Source organism: Bifidobacterium tissieri (assembly GCF_002259645.1).
Taxonomy (GTDB): domain Bacteria; phylum Actinomycetota; class Actinomycetes; order Actinomycetales; family Bifidobacteriaceae; genus Galliscardovia; species Galliscardovia tissieri.
Genome location: NZ_MWWV01000014.1, coordinates 1 through 16,133, shown reverse-complemented (window position 1 = coordinate 16,133; position 16,133 = coordinate 1). Strand labels below are relative to the sequence as shown.

13 protein-coding genes and 1 pseudogene are annotated in these 16,133 nt (G+C 57.9%); 10 read left to right on the top strand and 4 right to left on the bottom strand.

The annotated features are described in order from the left end of the window. Positions 1-10: 10 nt before the first annotated feature. Positions 11-1,135 (bottom strand): DNA polymerase III subunit beta, encoded by a 1,125-nt coding sequence (dnaN, locus tag BTIS_RS09035; protein WP_094664720.1) that lies wholly within the window; start codon positions 1,133-1,135, stop codon positions 11-13. Positions 1,136-1,636: 501 nt separating this feature from the next. Further along, the gene (gene dnaA / locus BTIS_RS09030; RefSeq protein WP_094664718.1) at positions 1,637-3,358 is read right to left on the bottom strand and encodes a chromosomal replication initiator protein DnaA; all 1,722 of its coding nucleotides are present in this window, start codon (positions 3,356-3,358) and stop codon (positions 1,637-1,639) included. A gap of 696 nt (positions 3,359-4,054) precedes the next feature. Between dnaA and rpmH the strand changes: the two genes are divergently transcribed. The 8 genes and pseudogenes from rpmH to BTIS_RS08990 all read left to right on the top strand — a co-directional run bounded on the left by rpmH (position 4,055) and on the right by BTIS_RS08990 (position 10,925). Then, positions 4,055-4,189: a 50S ribosomal protein L34 gene (gene rpmH / locus BTIS_RS09025; protein WP_093961566.1), complete on the top strand. Its 135-nt coding sequence runs from the start codon at positions 4,055-4,057 to the stop codon at positions 4,187-4,189. A gap of 39 nt (positions 4,190-4,228) precedes the next feature. Continuing rightward, positions 4,229-4,597: pseudogene (gene rnpA, locus BTIS_RS12130) on the top strand (ribonuclease P protein component); the annotation flags it as partial. 212 nt (positions 4,598-4,809) lie between these two features. After that, a complete protein-coding gene (yidD, locus tag BTIS_RS09015) occupies positions 4,810-5,190 on the top strand; it encodes a membrane protein insertion efficiency factor YidD (RefSeq protein WP_245819390.1) in 381 nt (126 codons plus the stop codon). Positions 5,191-5,195: 5 nt separating this feature from the next. Next, a complete protein-coding gene (gene yidC, locus BTIS_RS09010; RefSeq protein WP_094664764.1) occupies positions 5,196-6,212 on the top strand; it encodes a membrane protein insertase YidC in 1,017 nt (338 codons plus the stop codon). Between the two features lie 262 nt (positions 6,213-6,474). Beyond that, on the top strand, positions 6,475-7,029 hold the full coding sequence (locus BTIS_RS09005; RefSeq protein WP_094664714.1) for a Jag family protein: 555 nt from the start codon (positions 6,475-6,477) through the stop codon (positions 7,027-7,029). A 167-nt stretch (positions 7,030-7,196) separates the two neighbouring features. Continuing rightward, on the top strand, positions 7,197-7,877 hold the full coding sequence (rsmG, locus tag BTIS_RS09000; RefSeq protein ID WP_094664712.1) for a 16S rRNA (guanine(527)-N(7))-methyltransferase RsmG: 681 nt from the start codon (positions 7,197-7,199) through the stop codon (positions 7,875-7,877). Positions 7,878-8,479: 602 nt separating this feature from the next. Next, positions 8,480-9,478: a ParA family protein gene (locus tag BTIS_RS08995; RefSeq protein ID WP_094664710.1), complete on the top strand. Its 999-nt coding sequence runs from the start codon at positions 8,480-8,482 to the stop codon at positions 9,476-9,478. Position 9,479: 1 nt separating this feature from the next. After that, a complete protein-coding gene (locus BTIS_RS08990; protein ID WP_094664708.1) occupies positions 9,480-10,925 on the top strand; it encodes a ParB/RepB/Spo0J family partition protein in 1,446 nt (481 codons plus the stop codon). Positions 10,926-11,072: 147 nt separating this feature from the next. Here BTIS_RS08990 and BTIS_RS08985 read toward each other — a convergent pair whose 3' ends face one another. Then, positions 11,073-12,179, bottom strand: coding sequence for a threonine aldolase family protein (locus BTIS_RS08985; protein WP_094664762.1), 1,107 nt, complete (start codon positions 12,177-12,179; stop codon positions 11,073-11,075). 539 nt (positions 12,180-12,718) lie between these two features. Further along, the gene (gene trxB, locus BTIS_RS08980; protein WP_094664706.1) at positions 12,719-13,669 is read right to left on the bottom strand and encodes a thioredoxin-disulfide reductase; all 951 of its coding nucleotides are present in this window, start codon (positions 13,667-13,669) and stop codon (positions 12,719-12,721) included. Positions 13,670-14,835: 1,166 nt separating this feature from the next. Between trxB and BTIS_RS08975 the strand changes: the two genes are divergently transcribed. Both BTIS_RS08975 and BTIS_RS08970 read left to right on the top strand, forming a co-directional pair. Beyond that, positions 14,836-15,210 carry a hypothetical protein gene (locus BTIS_RS08975; RefSeq protein WP_143248923.1) on the top strand — a complete coding sequence of 125 codons (375 nt, stop codon included), beginning with the start codon at positions 14,836-14,838 and terminating at the stop codon, positions 15,208-15,210. 276 nt (positions 15,211-15,486) lie between these two features. Further along, a partial coding sequence (locus tag BTIS_RS08970; protein ID WP_094664702.1) for a LuxR C-terminal-related transcriptional regulator occupies positions 15,487-16,133 on the top strand: 647 nt, incomplete at its 3' end.

Sequence of the window (16,133 nt, the reverse complement as noted above, 5' to 3'; positions counted from 1 at the left end):
TCGATGACGATCAGTCGGTGAAACGCATCGGCACGAGCAGGTAACGGTAGTCGAGCGATTCGTCGCCATCGGCCTCCTGCTGTCCGTTGAACTCCACGGCCTTCACGGCGGTGGTCATCTTCATACGCACATACGGCTCGGAGATCGCGGACAGTCCGTCGATCAGATAGCTCGGGTTGAACGCCACGGTGATCTCATCGCCATCCATGTCGACGGCCAGCGACTCGGTCGCCTGGGACTCGTCGGCGGCACCTGCGGACAGCACCACCTCGTCGCCGGCGAACACCATACGAATCGGGGCATTGCGCTCAGTCACAATGGACATACGACGAATCGCATCGATCAGATCATTGCGATTAAGGACCGCATGAATCGGATACTCGTCGGCGAACAGACGGTCGACGGCAGGGAATTCACCATCGATCAGCTGGGCGGTGGACACGCGACCGGCGTTCTCGAAGCCCATCAGCGACTGCTTCTCCTGGTCGAAATCGAGCACCACATTCTGGCTGGTGTCAAGGGATCGAGCTACATCGCGTAGCAGCGAACCGCGGACCAGAGCCACCGTGTCAAGGTCGGGATCCTGAGGAGTCCAAGTGAAGCTGGCGCGGGAAAGGCGGAAACGATCGGTGGCGGTCATCACCACGCGGTCACCGTTGAACTGCATCTTCACACCGGTCAGCACCGGGCGGTTCTCTTCGCGGGCCACTGCCACCGAAGCCTGAGTGACCGCATGACCGAACGTATCGGCATCGATCTGGCCCAGTGTGGTCGGTACGACCGGCAGATCCGGATACTCGGACTCCGGCATAAGCTGTAGTGAGAACGACGACTTGCCAGAGGTTACGGTCAGCTTGGATCCCTCAGTGCTGAGATACGCCTTCTCAGCCGGCAGGCTCTTGGCAATGTCCGCAAGCATCTTGCCCAGCACCACTGCTGTTCCTGCTTCATCGATGCCAGCTTCAATGTGATGACGTGCGGAGACCTCATAGTCAAATGCCGAAAGTTGCAGTGTGCCGTCGATGGCTTCCAGTTTGACGCCGGACAGGATGGGCGTTGCAGGACGTGCCGGAATCACTCGTGATGTCCATGCGACTGCATCGGCGAGAGATGCGGAGTTGACTTCTGCCTTCATAAGAATTCTTATCCCTCGTGTGTTGTGAACGATAAATGTTGCTGAACGTAATTCTACCTGTGTGGGTCAGAGATTATCCCCAGAGGCAAGGTTTGCTTATGACGATCATGATCATCCTAAGAAGATAAACAAGTAATCGTAATAATAAGCCCTGTGGATACTGTGGATAACTTGAACTACCCTTACGAGTGCTTGCATTATCGCGCTCTTTGGAATGTGGATAACTTCTGGATGGCATGTGGATAACTTACCTGGTTATCCACAGTTGCACGGAAACCCTTGATTTTTCAACATTTTGGGGCTGGTTATCAACGGTTTTTTCGCCGGTTATCCACAGGAAAATTGGGTGTTATCCACGGACTTTCGCCGATGAAGTGGATAACTATGTGGATAACTTTCCGAAAAAACGGGAATCCACCGGCGTGTTGGACCGCGAAACCGGCCCGGCCTGTGGATAACTCGTATGGCTGCCGCAGACACGCTGTTCCAAACGTTTCGCAATCATCCCATTCCGGGGTTGCTATGCCGTTTGATACGTCCGGTCAGCTCGTTGACGTAGTTGTAGACCTCCCGCTTCTGCGCCATGCCAGATTGGATCTTCTTGCATGCGTGCATCACCGTGGAATGATCACGACCGCCAAAGATCTCGCCGATGTCCACCAGAGACAGACTGGTCATCTCACGTGTCATGTACATGGCGATCTGCCGGGCCAGCGCCACGTTCTTGGCACGCCACGGTCCCACCAGATCATCGAAGGTGAGCTGGAAGTACTGGGCCACCTGCGTGATGATGTCGGTCGGCTTGATCTCCACCTCGGTGGTGAAGAAATCCTGCAGTGTCTGCTCGGCCAGCATCCTGGTGATTGGCTGGTTATTGAGGCTCGCCATGGCGGTGACTCGGGTCAGTGCGCCCTCAAGCTCACGGATGTTGTCAGTCACCTGTTCCGCGATCAGATCCAGCACGTCGTTCGGGATCTCCAGATTGGAGATCTGCGCCTTCATGCGAAGGATTGCAATACGGGTCTCGCGATCCGGAGGCTTCACGTCCACCGACAGGCCGGAATCGAACCGTGAGATCAGACGCTGCTCGAACCCCTTCAGGTTCTTCGGCGCCACATCGGATGCGATCACGATCTGCTTGTTGGCGTCGTGCAGCGCGTTGAACGTGTGGAAGAACTGCTCGAGCGTCGCCTCCTTGCCGCCAAGGAACTGAATATCGTCGATCAGCAGCACATCCACCTCGCGGTAACGACGGTTGAACTCGGCGATCAGACCATTCGTCTGGGCTTCGCCCTGCAGGGATTCAATGAACTCGTTGGTGAACTCCTCAGAGTTGACGTACCGCACCTTGAGCCGGGGATTCTCACTCAGCGCGTAGTTGCCGATCGCGTTGAGCAGGTGGGTCTTGCCCAATCCGGAACCGCCATAGATACACAGCGGGTTGAACGACAGACCAGGCGCCTCGGCCACGGCCAGGGAAACGGCACGAGCGAATCGATTGGAGTCGCCAGGCACGAACGTTTCGAATGTGGCGTTGCGGTTGAGATGCGTCTCCTCATCGCGAGCGACCTTGGCTCCGCCGGCGGGAACACCCGGAACTGCAATCGTTCGCTCGATCTGATCCCTGGTCGGCACGTCGGCGAAATCGTCGAGCTTCTCCTGCACGAACTTGCCGGAACCTGGCATCGGAGCGAATTGTGCACGCTGTTTGGCTGGTTGAGCGGATGCCGGAAGATCTGGCGACGGCAGATCACGCAGTCCCTTGCGCACATCGCGATCGGTTACCGACGCGTTCGCCTTCGATGCGGATGCCGCCGATCCGGCCACACCGGCCGCGTTCCTCCCGACGTTGCCACGCGTCGCCGGTGCGGTCGGCGCGTCATCGGTGGTGGCGGCCTTCTTGTCCTTATATTGCTTCGCTGAGGACTTGCCTCCCCTGGAGGCTGATGCCGGTGGAACAATCTTGATCAGCGGGACCAGCGGTTCTCCGCCGTTTGCCGCCTGCAGCGCGCGCAGCACCGCCTCCTTGTTCTCAATGGTCAGTCGGGTGATCTCGTTGGACGCATTGAGCACGATCATGGAGTCGAAGACGCTGACGGGCGTGATATCTTCGACGCAGCTCATGTCGCGAGGAGTGAGAGTATCGTCATGACGCAGGCTGCTGCAGGCAGTCGCCCAGATGCGTTGCGCATCCTCGGCCGGCGTCGCGGTGTCCGAGCTCATGGCCCCTCCTTCATGGTCTTCGTCTGTTGTGTGTGCGCATAGTTATCCACACACATCTCTGCAGATATACTTTTATACGCCCTTCCGACGAAGTTATCCACAAGCTTGCGTGTTGAAATCCATAGGCTCTTCGAGGATATCCACAGGTTCTGTGGATAACTTGAGGCCAAAATGTGGATAACTTCGGGTATGAAAACCGCATGATTCCAACGATTTCTATTGACGGTTTGAGTTATCCACAGCCCCTTGTGGGGATAATTGTGGATAAATGTGCATAACTTCAGATCATGAAAAATACGTAGTGGGCGGGATGCTGGAACTGGATTCGGCCTGCCGGCTTCGGAATCGAAGACCACTTGCCGATTGCCATCCTCCTCGTCTTCCTTGAACTATCCGTGTGGTCGTGCTGCTGTCGTGAATCGCCCGCCACACACCGATTTACGCCGTTTTTCCGTTTTGCGGTGCAGTCCGGTTTGTTCCTATGAGAACGTTGCGTATCGTCATGGTGAACAACGATATTCGGACCGATATGGTGGTCATCTCAGAAGCTATGTGAAGATACCGTGTAAGTCGGCGAGTCCGGTTGCCGCTAGCCCTTCTTCCGGTTTGACTCGGACCACTGGTCCTTGTATCTTGGAGAAGATTGACTCAATGAGATAGCCATGCCTTCGCATGGCCAAAACCGGGAGCATAACTATGAAGAGGACTTTCCAGCCCAACAACCGTCGTCGTCACATGAAGCACGGCTTCCGTGCCCGCATGCGCACTCGTTCCGGCCGCGCTCTGATCAACCGTCGCCGCGCCAAGGGCCGCAAGGTTCTGTCCGCCTGATTCGCGTACTGATTGACGCAAAGGCACGTCGGAACCCAAGTGGAACGGCTGAAAAGCCACCGCGACTTCGTTGGGGTGTTGAAGAAAAGGACCAAAGTATCCAGTAAGGATCTTGTGGTCCATTTTCTTGTTTGCGCACCTCACGTTGACGGCAGCAGTGAAGACGCTCATAACGGTCCGTCCCTGTCGGGGCGCAGGCTGGGGCTTGCCGTATCCAAGGCGGTGGGCAAGGCGGTCACCCGTAACCGGGTAAAGCGTCGCCTGCGCGTGCTGGCGGCACGGTACGAGGACCTGCTGCCGCAGCAGTGCGATGTGGTAATCCGTGCCAAACCCAGCGCCGCGCATGCGGAGTTCGCTTCGCTTGACGAGCAGGCGTCCAAACTGTTTGAGCGTGTTCGTTCGCGATCGCAGAAGTGCGATCGGCCGTTTGAGGGAGGAGCGGCTCGGGTAGGGAATGGGCAGCAGGGGCAGTCTGTGATACAGACTGGTCTTTCATGTGTCCCAGCGCTCGCCGAGAACCAGAGTACGACGGCAAACGAAATCGAGGGACAAACGCCGGGAAAACCGGGCGAGAACGGAAAACAACCGGTCCCGCAATCCTCGTCGGTACGGGAATGATCATGAATCCGGTGGTGCGGGGCATGGCCTCGGCGATCCGCTGGTATCAGCGAAGAATATCGCCGATGTTCGGACCGTGCTGCAAATACTATCCATCGTGTTCGCACTACGCACTCACCGCAATACAACGGTTCGGCGCAATCCGTGGCAGTGTGCTGGCCATACTACGACTGATGCGATGCCGGCCGTGGAGTCGCGGCGGCATCGACGACGTTCCCCAACGCTTCTCGATCTTCTATCGATTCCGATGGTCCAAGGCCCACGAAGAGCCCCGGCTCACGCCGCTGGGCTACGAAACGGACACCGCACCAACGACTTCGAATCAACAAGCCCAACGATCCATTGATCCCATCGTGTCGAAACCCGAGGAGGCAATCCCGTGACACCGCTGAATCAGAACGTGTTCTATCTGGATAACGCCAGCTTTTTCGCGTTCTTCTACAAGATCCTGTATCCCATCGAATGGTTGATGACGCATCTGCTGAACATCTTCCATGAGGCGCTGACGTTCATCGGCTTCCAGGACGGCCCCGGCATCGCATGGGTGCTGTCGATCGTGCTGCTGGTGGTGTTCGTGCGTCTGTGCATCCTGCCGCTGTTCGTCAAGCAGATGAACTCGATGCGCAAGATGCAGGCCCTGCAGCCCAAGCTGAAGCATATCCAGGACAAGTACAAGGGCAAGACCGATCCCGCCAGCCGCGAGGCCATGAACCGCGAGACGATGAAGCTCTATCAGGACACCGGCGCCAACCCGATGGGATCATGCGTGCCGGCGCTGATCCAGTCCCCGGTGTTCATGACCATGTTCTACGTGCTCTCCTCCGTGAGCTACATCGCCCGCGGCGTGAAGGACCCGTACGGTGCGTTCACCGTGGACGTGGCGAAGGACATCGAGGCCACGCACGTGTTCAACGTGAGCCTGGCCGATATGTTCAGCACGACCAGCGGTTCCGGTCGCATCACGATCGGCGTGTTCATCGCCCTGATGTGCGGCACCATGTTCCTGTCGCAGTACTACAACCTGCGCCGCAACCTGCCGCGTGAGTCCATGAGCGGCCAGCAGTACAACATGCAGCGCTCGATGGCATTCATCTTCCCGGTCATGTACATCTTCTCCGGTATCGCTTTCCCGTTCGCCGTGCTCGTGTACTGGCTGACCAACAACGTGTGGACGCTGGCCCAGACCATCATTCAGGTGGAGCACATGCCCACGCCGGGCTCCCCGGCCGCCGAGACCCGTGCCAAGCGCGTGCACGCCCGCGAGGTGCGTCGCCGCGAACGTCAGGGCCTGCCGACGATCGAGGAGGAGGAGCTCGCCAAGGCCAAGGCCGCCGAGGCCGAACGCGCCGAGAAGGGCCACCAGCGTCAGCAGCCCAGCCGTAAGAAGAACAAGCGCAAGAAGTAGTCTGCGTCTGAGCCTGCCCGGCCTGCATCTTGGTGGATAGGCCCTGGTTGTCCGTAGCGGGATCGCTGATTCGTTCATCGGCTGACGTTTCGGACACGGATTGTTAACGAACGCGGATCGTGTAGGAATGCATGATCCGCGTTTTTGTCATCATGTTGCGACGCTCACCGACTACGTAGCTTTTGACGTGTAAGGTGAGGAATGGTGTCGTGAAGCGAGTGCGATTAGACTTGCACTCAACTGTGTCTTTTAAGGAGTTGCAATGTCTCAGACGGATGAGAAGACGATCGATCAGCTCAATGAGGAGGCTGATATCGCCGCCGATTACCTTGAGGGTCTGTTGGACATCGTCGACTACGAGGGCGATATCGAGATGGGTGTGCGGAACAACCGTCCGGTGGTGCAGATCGTGGCGGATGATGACACGGACATCAAGCACCTGATCGGCAACAAGGGTGAGGTGGTCGATGCTTTGCAGCAGCTGACCCGCCTGGCGGTACAGCAGAAGACCGGCGAGCGCTCGCATCTGATCATCGATGTGGACGGCTATCTCAAGCGTAAGCGTCAGCGTCTGAAGGACATGGCGCTGGACGCGATCGACGAGGTGCGTGAGACCGGCGAACCGGTGTCGCTGGATCCGATGAACTCGTTCGAGCGCAAGATCATCCACGACACTGTGCGTGAGGAGGGTCTGAAGTCCCGCTCCCACGGTGAGGAGCCGCACCGCTATGTGACGGTGTACCGCAAGGCCAGCGAGAACGCCGCGGACGCGGACGCCGATGTGGCTGATGACGGCGTGGACGAGGTCGAGGAGTAGCCGGAATTCGGTAGTGGGTACCGGTAATTTAGTTGGTACCGGTAATACAACGAACGAGATAAACAAGACGAACGAGATGGAATACGACGCCGGCCGAGTCGTGCCTTGAGGTGCGATGCGGTATGGGCTGGCGTCGGCCGATTGCCGTCGAAAAGGATGAAGAGACGATGACGGATCAGCTTGAAGGTTCGCCGATCATTGACGAGGTGTTGGGTGCCGCCGCGGCTCCGCTCCGAGTGTTTCACGGGAAACTGGAACGCGAGGGCGAACCGCGCGGCTTGATCGGCCCCCGTGACGTGGAAATTCTCTGGGAACGTCACATTCTCAACTCTGCGGCCGTGGTGCCGTTTGTGCTTGACGCGCTGGGCGTGCCCGACGATGCGGACGGCAATGGTCGTCTGAACGCCACCGGTCAGCTCGCCGACGTGGGCAGCGGCGGCGGATTCCCCGGCATCATCGTGGCGGTGTGCCTGCCGAAGGTGACGGTGTCGCTGATCGAGCCGATGGAGCGTCGTGTGGATTGGCTGAGCGAGGTCGTGCACGATCTTGATCTGAAGAACGTTCGTATTGTGCACGCCCGTGCCGAGGACGCGAAGAAGCCGGGGGAGGGATTTGACGTGGTCACCTGTCGTGCGGTGGCGCCCATGCGCAAGCTTGCCGGTTTCACCATGCCGTTGCTGCGGACCGGTGGCCGTCTGGTGGCGCTGAAGGGACGTACCGCGCAGGATGAGATCGACAAGGGTATGAAGATGATTCTACGTGCCAAGGGCCGTGATCCGCGTGTGGTGGATGCTCCGGTGGGTCCTGGTCTGGAATCCACGCACGTGGTGCTCGTGGATAGGAAATAGGCCGGAGTCGATAGGCGTTGTCGTTGTGAACCGCGCTCCTGATCATCGGATTGAAGTGATTCAGCGGTGATCAGGGCGCGGTTTTGTGTTATGCAGTTGTATGTCAGACTGTGATGGCACTGGTTAGGCATTGACGGTGCCGACATCGAGACGGTGGGATGCTGGTCGATGGGCAGGGCGTACTCGGTGGCGTACTCGTGAAACAGCGTGTGCGCACGTACAATCAATCCATATGTCGACGGGAAACATGCCAGTGACAGTCGACGTCGTTATTGGTCATCAGGTGGACACGGATCCGGTTGCCGATCGACAGCGTGTTATACACACTCTGCAGTGGACAAGTTGTGGATAACTTAAATAAAAATGTGGATAACTTTTTAGTCACTGTCAAATCGTTGAAATTACAACGGTTAGAGGGTTTTCGCAAACGATTGCTGAATGGTTCGAAAACGACGTTTTCGGCAGGTTTTCCACATTTCTGTCCACAGCTATCCACATTCGCCCACAACGGTTGGTTTGACTTGCGTTGTCGGTGTGTGATGACCACAATGGGAATCCGGTTCGGATACAATCGAAGATATTTGAAACAAGAAAGGTAAACCATGGCGAATGTTTCACGTGAAACAGCTCAGGCCGATGGTCAGGAGCAGCATATCGAATCAACGAACGATGTGCTGAACCGCATCTTCAGCGACGGATCCTCCTCTTCGATGGGATCCCAGCTGGCGGATCTCGCCCGCAGGCGCCAACAGCTCAACGAAGCGCATTATCCTCAGCCGTCCGAAACCCGCGTGATTGCAGTCGCCAATCAGAAAGGCGGCGTGGGCAAGACCACGACCGTGGTGAATCTCGCCGCGGCGCTCGCCGACACCGGATCCCGTGTGCTGGTCATCGATATGGACCCGCAGGGCAACGCGTCCACCGCATTTGGCGCCGAGCATTCCTCCGGTAGCCCGTCGGTGTACGACGTGCTCGAAGGCCGTCTGACCATCGCCGACGTGAAACTGTCGTGCGAGGACTTCCCGACACTGGAGATCGTGCCGTCCACGATTGATCTTTCCGGTGCCGAGCTGGAGATCGCGAATCTGGAGAACCGCACGTTCCTGCTGCGCGACACCATCGTCGAATATCTGAAGAACACCGACGACCACTATGACTACGTCTTCATCGACTGTGCGCCAAGCCTGGGTCTGCTCGTGCTGAATGCACTGTGCGCGGCCCACGAGGTGCTGATTCCGATTCAGGCCGAATACTACGCGCTGGAGGGTCTGGGCCAGCTGCTCAAGACCATCGGACTGGTCCAGAGCACGGTCAACAGGAATCTGATCATCTCCACCATGCTCATCACCATGTTCGACCGCCGTACGATCCTGAGCCAGGATGTGTACGATGAAGTGAAGGAGCACTACCCCGACATCGTGCTTGACGCCACGATTCCGCGAGCGGTGAAGATCGCGGAGGCGCCAAGCTTCAGCAAGTCGGTAATCACATACGACGCGAGCGGTGCGGGTGCGGTGGCGTACCGCGAGGCGGCACTGGAGATCGCCAAGCGTTCCGAAAGAGTTCTGAAGACTATCGCAGCACGAAGGAATGGTGACTGATATGGCAACGCGTTCACGTCGCTTGGGCAAGGGACTGGGAGCGCTGTTCCCGACCATCCCCGACGAATCCCAACTGCAGGGAATCCCGAAGCCCGCGCCGGCTCCGGTGGACCCCGCCCCGGTTCCGGTCGCTGCCGAACCGGCTAAGGCGCAGTCCGAACCGACTACGCCCGGTGCCGTTCCAGTGAAGTCGGCAAAGTCGACCGCGGCTCGGAAGCGTGCTGAGGTGAATTCCGCCGCGTCCTCGTCTTCGTCCTCGTCCGACGAAGCGTCCGCACCCGCACGTTCGACGAAGCGTTCCGGCAAGAATCGTCGTCCGAGCATGCCGTCCCTGGTGGGATCGCTGACCCACAGCGATCACCCCAGCGACATGTTCTTCGGTGACGCGCCGGCTACGTCTGCCACCCAGTCGGTACCGGTTCAGACGGAATCGACGTCGCCCGCTGACGCACAGTCTGCGCCCGTTGCCTCCCAGCCTGCGGAAACGCCGGCCGACGAGCCCGCCGTCGAAGTCCCCGCATCCGCGGTCACGCTGTCCGTATCCGCACCGGCAGAATCCGCCAACGGCGACGATGACATCAAGCCGGTGGAAGGCGGCTACCTCGCCGAGCTGCAGATCAAGGACATCATGCCCAACGAACATCAGCCACGGCTGATCTTCGACGAGGACGAACTGATGGAACTGTCGCGCTCGATCAAGGAGGTCGGCGTACTGCAGCCCATCGTCGTACGCAGGCGCGCGGCGAAGTCCATCACCGTGAAGAAGCCCGCCGCCTACGAGCTCATCATGGGCGAACGTCGTATGCGCGCCAGCAAGCTCGCCGGACTCACTGAGATTCCCGCGATCGTCAAGACCACGTCCGACGACGACATGCTCCGCGATGCGCTGCTGGAGAACCTGCACCGCGTGGCGCTCAACCCGCTGGAGGAGGCCGCCGCATACCAGCAGATGCTGGACGAATTCGGTCTCACCCAGGAGCAGCTGTCGAAGTCCGTGTCGAAGTCCCGTCCGCAGATCGCCAACACGCTGCGACTGCTACAGCTCCCAGCATCCGTGCAGAAGAAACTGTCGGCCGGTGTGCTGTCGGCCGGCCATGCGCGTGCACTGCTGAGCCTGCCCACGGCCGAGCAGATGGAGGCGCTCGCCGATCGCATCATCGCCGAAGGGCTGTCCGTGCGGTCCGTGGAGGAGATCGTGGCGACCGAGGCCGCCAAGGATCCGGGCCGGAAGAAGCGCAAGCCGCGCAAGAACGTATGGTCCGATTCCGACATGGTGCACTCGCTGGAGAACCAGTTCGACACCAAGGTGGCGATTCGCGGCACCAAGAAGAAGGGCCGCATCGAGATCACGTTCGCGTCGGAGGAGGATTTCGATCGCATCGTGCAGCTGCTGTCCATCGCTCGTCGCGATAACGCCGGCACCGGCAACAACGACGGCTGGGTCTGATCAGGCTGATCAGGCTGATCAGGAATCTGATTCGCCGTTCCGCTGATTCGCTGATTCATTGTTTCACACAGCGTTTCACATGAAACATAATGGCTCCCTGTTCCACACAGGGAGCCATTGTTGGTGGTGTATATGGGGTGATCTTGTCTACAACAGGGCGATCAGCTGATCCACGTGTTCGGGGGTGGTGGCCCAGCTGGTGCAGATGCGCATCACCGAATGCGTGTCATCGTACTTTTCCATGAATCCAAGCCGGACGTGTTCGCTCAGTCGGTCGATGGTCGGCTGATCCAGAACGACGAAGATCTGATTCGTCGGTGCCTCGAACGCGAACCGGTAGCCCTTCTCCCGGAGTGCCGCGCGAATCCGCTCGGCGGCCACGTTCGCGTTTCGGGCGATGTGCGTGTAGAGGATCGTGTTTTCTGGATCGGTGGCGTTGCTGTTGCTGTTGTCGCTGCTGTTGGCGGTATCGGATGCGGCGCTCGCCGGAGCGATCGGAGAAAACAGCGTATCGAACTGCACACCGAGCAGCCAGCCCTTGGCCAGCAAGGCACCATGCTGCTTGACCAGCGTCAGGAAGTGTGCGGGCGCATTGCCGCGCGGGAACACCACGGCCTCACCCATCAGCGCACCCACCTTGGTGCCGCCGATGTAGAACACGTCGGCGATACGCGCCAGATCCCGAAGCGTTACGTCATTGCCGTTCGCGGTGAGCGCGTACCCGAGTCGTGCGCCGTCGACGAACAGCGGAATGCCGTACTCATGGCATACGTCCGCGATGGCCTCCAGCTCTGTCTTGGTATACAGCGTGCCGTACTCGGTGCACTGTGAAACATAGACGCTGCCGGGGAACACCATGTGCTCGTAGTTGTCGTCGGCGTAGAACGTGGCGCAGAAATTGCGCAGTTCGGCGGCGTCGATCTTGCCGTTGTGCTGGGGGAGCGTGAGCACTTTATGGCCGGTGGCTTCGATCGCGCCCGCCTCATGCACGTTCACATGACCGGATTCGGCGGCCACCACGCCGGAATAGGGCGGGGTGATCGTGTCGATCACGGTCATGTTGGTCTGCGTGCCGCCCACAAGGAACCAGACCGACGCATCCGGGCAACCGCACGCCTCGCGGATGCGCTCCTTGGCGGATTCGCAGTACTGATCCATGCCGTAGCCGGTGATCTGCTCCATATTCGTGTCGATGAGCCGCTGCAGAATCGCCGGATGCGCGCCCTCGCTGTAGTCGTTTTCAAAAGACAGCATGTGTCCGGTCCCCTCCTGTGTCACGTGTATCACGTTGATCATGATCCGCGCCGCATTGCCGGTCATGTGTGGTCATAGGATGGAAGACTGCCGAACATGATCCGTATAGTCGGTGCTCGTATCCACGATAGTGCATGTGGGATTTCTTCCCTATTTGTGGGACGCGTGGTGCTGTGTGCTGTGGTGCGGACTGTGGTGTGTGCGTTGATGTGGCTTGGTGGTGTGTGGTGTGCTGTTGTGCTCCGATACGCCATGAGAAACAACGCATTCGCGAATGTTTCATGTGAATCAAACGACGTCGGTATGTTTCATGCTGCACCGACGATGTTCATGTGGGTATGTCGGCGTTCGCCTGTTTCATGACGTTCGATCGCGATGGCACGGATCACTCCTGTTCTTATCGTCTGATGATCCGCGCTCGGTATGACGCTGTCGTTCGGACCAGTGTCGCCGTAGTTGCCATATGCGAACTGACGCTGATCGTCTCATCACGACGAATCAGCGTCAGTATCAAGCAACCGAGTCTGGTATCCGACTGACTACTCGGCCTCCACCAGATACGCCTGCGCGTCCAGTGCCGCACGGCAGCCCATGCCGGCCGCGGAAATCGCCTGACGATACACGGAATCCGCGTTGTCTCCGGCCGCGAACACGCCGGGCACCGACGTGCGCGTGGAACCGCCGTCGACGATCACCGTGCCGTCCGCCGCCAGGTCGAGCGCGCCGTTCAGGAACGCGGTCTGCGGCGTATGACCGATCGCCACGAACACGCCGTTCGCTGGAATCGTGCGCTTTTCGCCAGACACCACGTCACGCAGCACGACCTCGGTCGCACCGTTCGCGTCATCACCATGGATCTCGTCGACCACGGAATTCATCGCCAACTCGATCTTCGAATTCTGCTGCACGCGCTCGATCATGATGCGCGACGCACGGAATTCATCACGACGATGCACGATCGTGACCGACGAACCGAAACGGGACAGGAAATCCGCCTCCTCCATGGCCGAATCGCCGCCGCCGACCACCACGATCGGCTTGTCGCGGAAGAAGAATCCGTCGCATGTGGCGCAGTACGAGACGCCGCGACCGGAGAACTCCTTCTCGCCGGGGACGCCGAGCTTGCGCGGCTCCGATCCGGTGGCGACGATCACTGTACGGGTCTGATATTCATTGCCGCCGTCGGTGTGCAGGGTCTTGATGGCACCGGGCGTCGTGTCGGAGAAGTCCACCGACGTCACGTCGTCGTATTCGATCATGGTGCCGAACTTCTCCGCCTGTTCGCGCATGCGGTCCATAAGATCCGGGCCGAGCACACCTTCGGGGAAGCCGGGGAAGTTCTCCACCTCGGTGGTGTTGACGAGCTGTCCGCCGGGGGTCAGCACGCCGGCGATCACCAGCGGCTGGTAGCCGGCGCGAGCGAGATAGATGGCGGCCGTGTACCCTGCAGGGCCAGAGCCGATAATGATTGCGTCACGAATGTCACTCATGCCTTCCACCCTACCGTGCTCGTATCGATTCCACGTATCACCGTTAGCGGAATCGGGGAGCCTTCGATTGTGGTCGGCGATTGTGGTTGCTGAGGAGGGGTGGGTTGGTGTCGTCGTTAGGTTGGTGCTGCTGATAGGTGCTGTCATTAGGTGGCGTCGCCAGATTGGTGCCGTCACCGATGGCGCTGGGTTGGAGGTGTCGCCGTATGCTGCGATTCGTTGGCAGGGTGAGCGGCAATGCGCGTGGCTCGGATGCCTATGAGACGCATGTGCGTGTCGGATAAGCATCGATCCAGCTTTCTAGGTGTTTATCTGACGTGTGCGTGCGTCGGATGAGCACCGAGCAGTTCTCTAGGTGCTTGTCTGGCATATGCGTGTGCCAGACAAGCACCGGGCGCTTTCCTGGGTGTTCCTTTGACGTACGCATGTGTCGAATGGGAACCGGACGATTCCTGGGATGCTTGTTTGGCTTATGCGTACGCCAAATAAGCATCGGACAGTTCTTGCGGTGCTCATTTGACGCACACTGCGTTGTATAGGCATGGAACGGTTCTTGAATGCTCTATTCGACGAATGCATGACCCGGATAGGCATTCGGCGGCTTTCATGATGTCTGTGTGATGTAGGCGTTTGGTTCGTACGCGTGCCGGTTCCGATAATGGCGGGGTGTTGGCTGCGGTTGTGTGTTCCGTTCGTTCGGAACCCGCAGTGAGGAGGGGTGCCTGCTGCGGGTTGGTTAAAGCCAAGTGTCGGACCCGCAGTGAGGTGTTGCGTTGGCTGCGGGTCGGTTCGCAATCATGATCAGACCCGCAGGGGGGGGCGTTTGCTGCGGGTGTTATGCGATGTTGTGCCAAACCCGTAGTGAGGGGACACATTGGCTGCGGGTCGGTTTGTGATTATGATCGGACCCGCAGCGGGTGATGCAGCTTCAATATCAGGCACGGGTAAATCCACGGTTGGCGTGCCGGTACAGTGCATATCGTGCACGCTGCTCGTCATGTCAGCCGGACGGACAGATAATCTCCTACGCCCGACATACCGGACCGTAGTTCGTAGTTCGGCGTGTCGCGTTTGCAGGTTTCCTGCAAACCAGCTGGACCCCCCCCACCGATACGCGATACGCTTGAAAAGAAACCCGACCCAACAAGGAAGTGAAGGTGGTCGTTATGGGTGGCAAGCAGGACCGGCGATTGCCGGTGATGATCATTGGCGTGATGGTGCTGCTGGCGGTGGTGTCATTCGTGGGATCCCTCCCGGATGCCATTCAGGGAAGTGCCATCGGAATCGCAGTGCAGATTGGGCTCTGCGTATTCGGAGCCGTGTTCTTCATCATTCTTCACAATGATCTGTATCAGAACCAGGTGCTGCGTATATTCGGCGATATTCTTGCGGTGATCGGTTGGGCGTGCGTTGCCTCACGTATCGTGGATCTACCGATTTCGGGAACTGTCGAATTTGTAATTCGCAGTATCGGACAAGTTCTACTGACTGTTCTTGCAATTGCTCAATTGGTTTATTTTAGGAAAATCAGTAAGAGCTAATCATTATTGATGGTTGTCGCGCAGATGTATTCGATATCTGCGCGACAGCCATTTGTGTATGTGGAGTATCTCGACAGCACTATGAGAATAGTAGTATCAATTGTTGCTGTATTAATATGCAATTTTTCACCAGTATATACTGTGAGTGATTGTGCGGATGAAACTTCCGTTATCTCCGCTACTATTCGCAATCAACCGCAATGTCCAGAATGGCTCCAGTGGTATTGCTCTCAGGAATCCTGAGTGATTGTTGTGAGAACTAACAAGCGAGGGTAAATGCGTATTGGGATATTAGACAACGACATTTTCGCCATTAACGGCATTCGCGCAATGTTGTTGAATTATCAACGAAAAACGGGAGAGAATCTGGATATCTGGTATACCGATAATCCCGCCAAGGCAATAGCCCGGTGTTCTGTTTTGCCCGTAACGGACGTCATGCTGATCGATATGGCCCTTAATGGAATCAGTGGTGTGCAGGTGGCTTTCAGCATTCGACAGTCCGGGAACTTAACTGCGATTGCGGGTATGACTTCATATGACTCAGCCGTCTATGCAGAGGCTTTGCGCCAGGCCGGCGCTCAGGCTCTGGTTGATAAAAGAGAGTTGTCGTCGAACCTTGAACCACTGCTGTTGCGCCTAGCCGCTGGAGATAAGTATCCGGAGAGTTCTGACTTTTATGCAGTAAAGGAATATGTCGCCTTGGAGCATTCGAATATGGCTGATGTTCTTTCAGGACTTTCTGCCAGAGAGTTAGAGATATTGAAACTATACAAAGCCAAATCCTCTACAAAGGAAATTGCAGAACACTTGAATATCAGCGAGGATACAATTTTTTCGCATAGGAGGAATATAAAGAAAAAGTTTCACTTAGATAATTGGTCAGAAGTGATCGCATATTGTGGTCGTCTGAATATACTTTG

Coding starts and splice junctions, on each gene's coding strand:
- dnaN (WP_094664720.1), bottom strand. CDS start 1,135: ATGAAGGCAGAAGTCAACTCCGCATCTCTCGCCGATGCAGTCGCATGG.
- dnaA (WP_094664718.1), bottom strand. CDS start 3,358: ATGAGCTCGGACACCGCGACGCCGGCCGAGGATGCGCAACGCATCTGG.
- rpmH (WP_093961566.1), top strand. CDS start 4,055: ATGAAGAGGACTTTCCAGCCCAACAACCGTCGTCGTCACATGAAGCAC.
- yidD (WP_245819390.1), top strand. CDS start 4,810: ATGAATCCGGTGGTGCGGGGCATGGCCTCGGCGATCCGCTGGTATCAG.
- BTIS_RS09005 (WP_094664714.1), top strand. CDS start 6,475: ATGTCTCAGACGGATGAGAAGACGATCGATCAGCTCAATGAGGAGGCT.
- rsmG (WP_094664712.1), top strand. CDS start 7,197: ATGACGGATCAGCTTGAAGGTTCGCCGATCATTGACGAGGTGTTGGGT.
- BTIS_RS08995 (WP_094664710.1), top strand. CDS start 8,480: ATGGCGAATGTTTCACGTGAAACAGCTCAGGCCGATGGTCAGGAGCAG.
- BTIS_RS08990 (WP_094664708.1), top strand. CDS start 9,480: ATGGCAACGCGTTCACGTCGCTTGGGCAAGGGACTGGGAGCGCTGTTC.
- BTIS_RS08985 (WP_094664762.1), bottom strand. CDS start 12,179: ATGCTGTCTTTTGAAAACGACTACAGCGAGGGCGCGCATCCGGCGATT.
- trxB (WP_094664706.1), bottom strand. CDS start 13,669: ATGAGTGACATTCGTGACGCAATCATTATCGGCTCTGGCCCTGCAGGG.
- BTIS_RS08975 (WP_143248923.1), top strand. CDS start 14,836: ATGGGTGGCAAGCAGGACCGGCGATTGCCGGTGATGATCATTGGCGTG.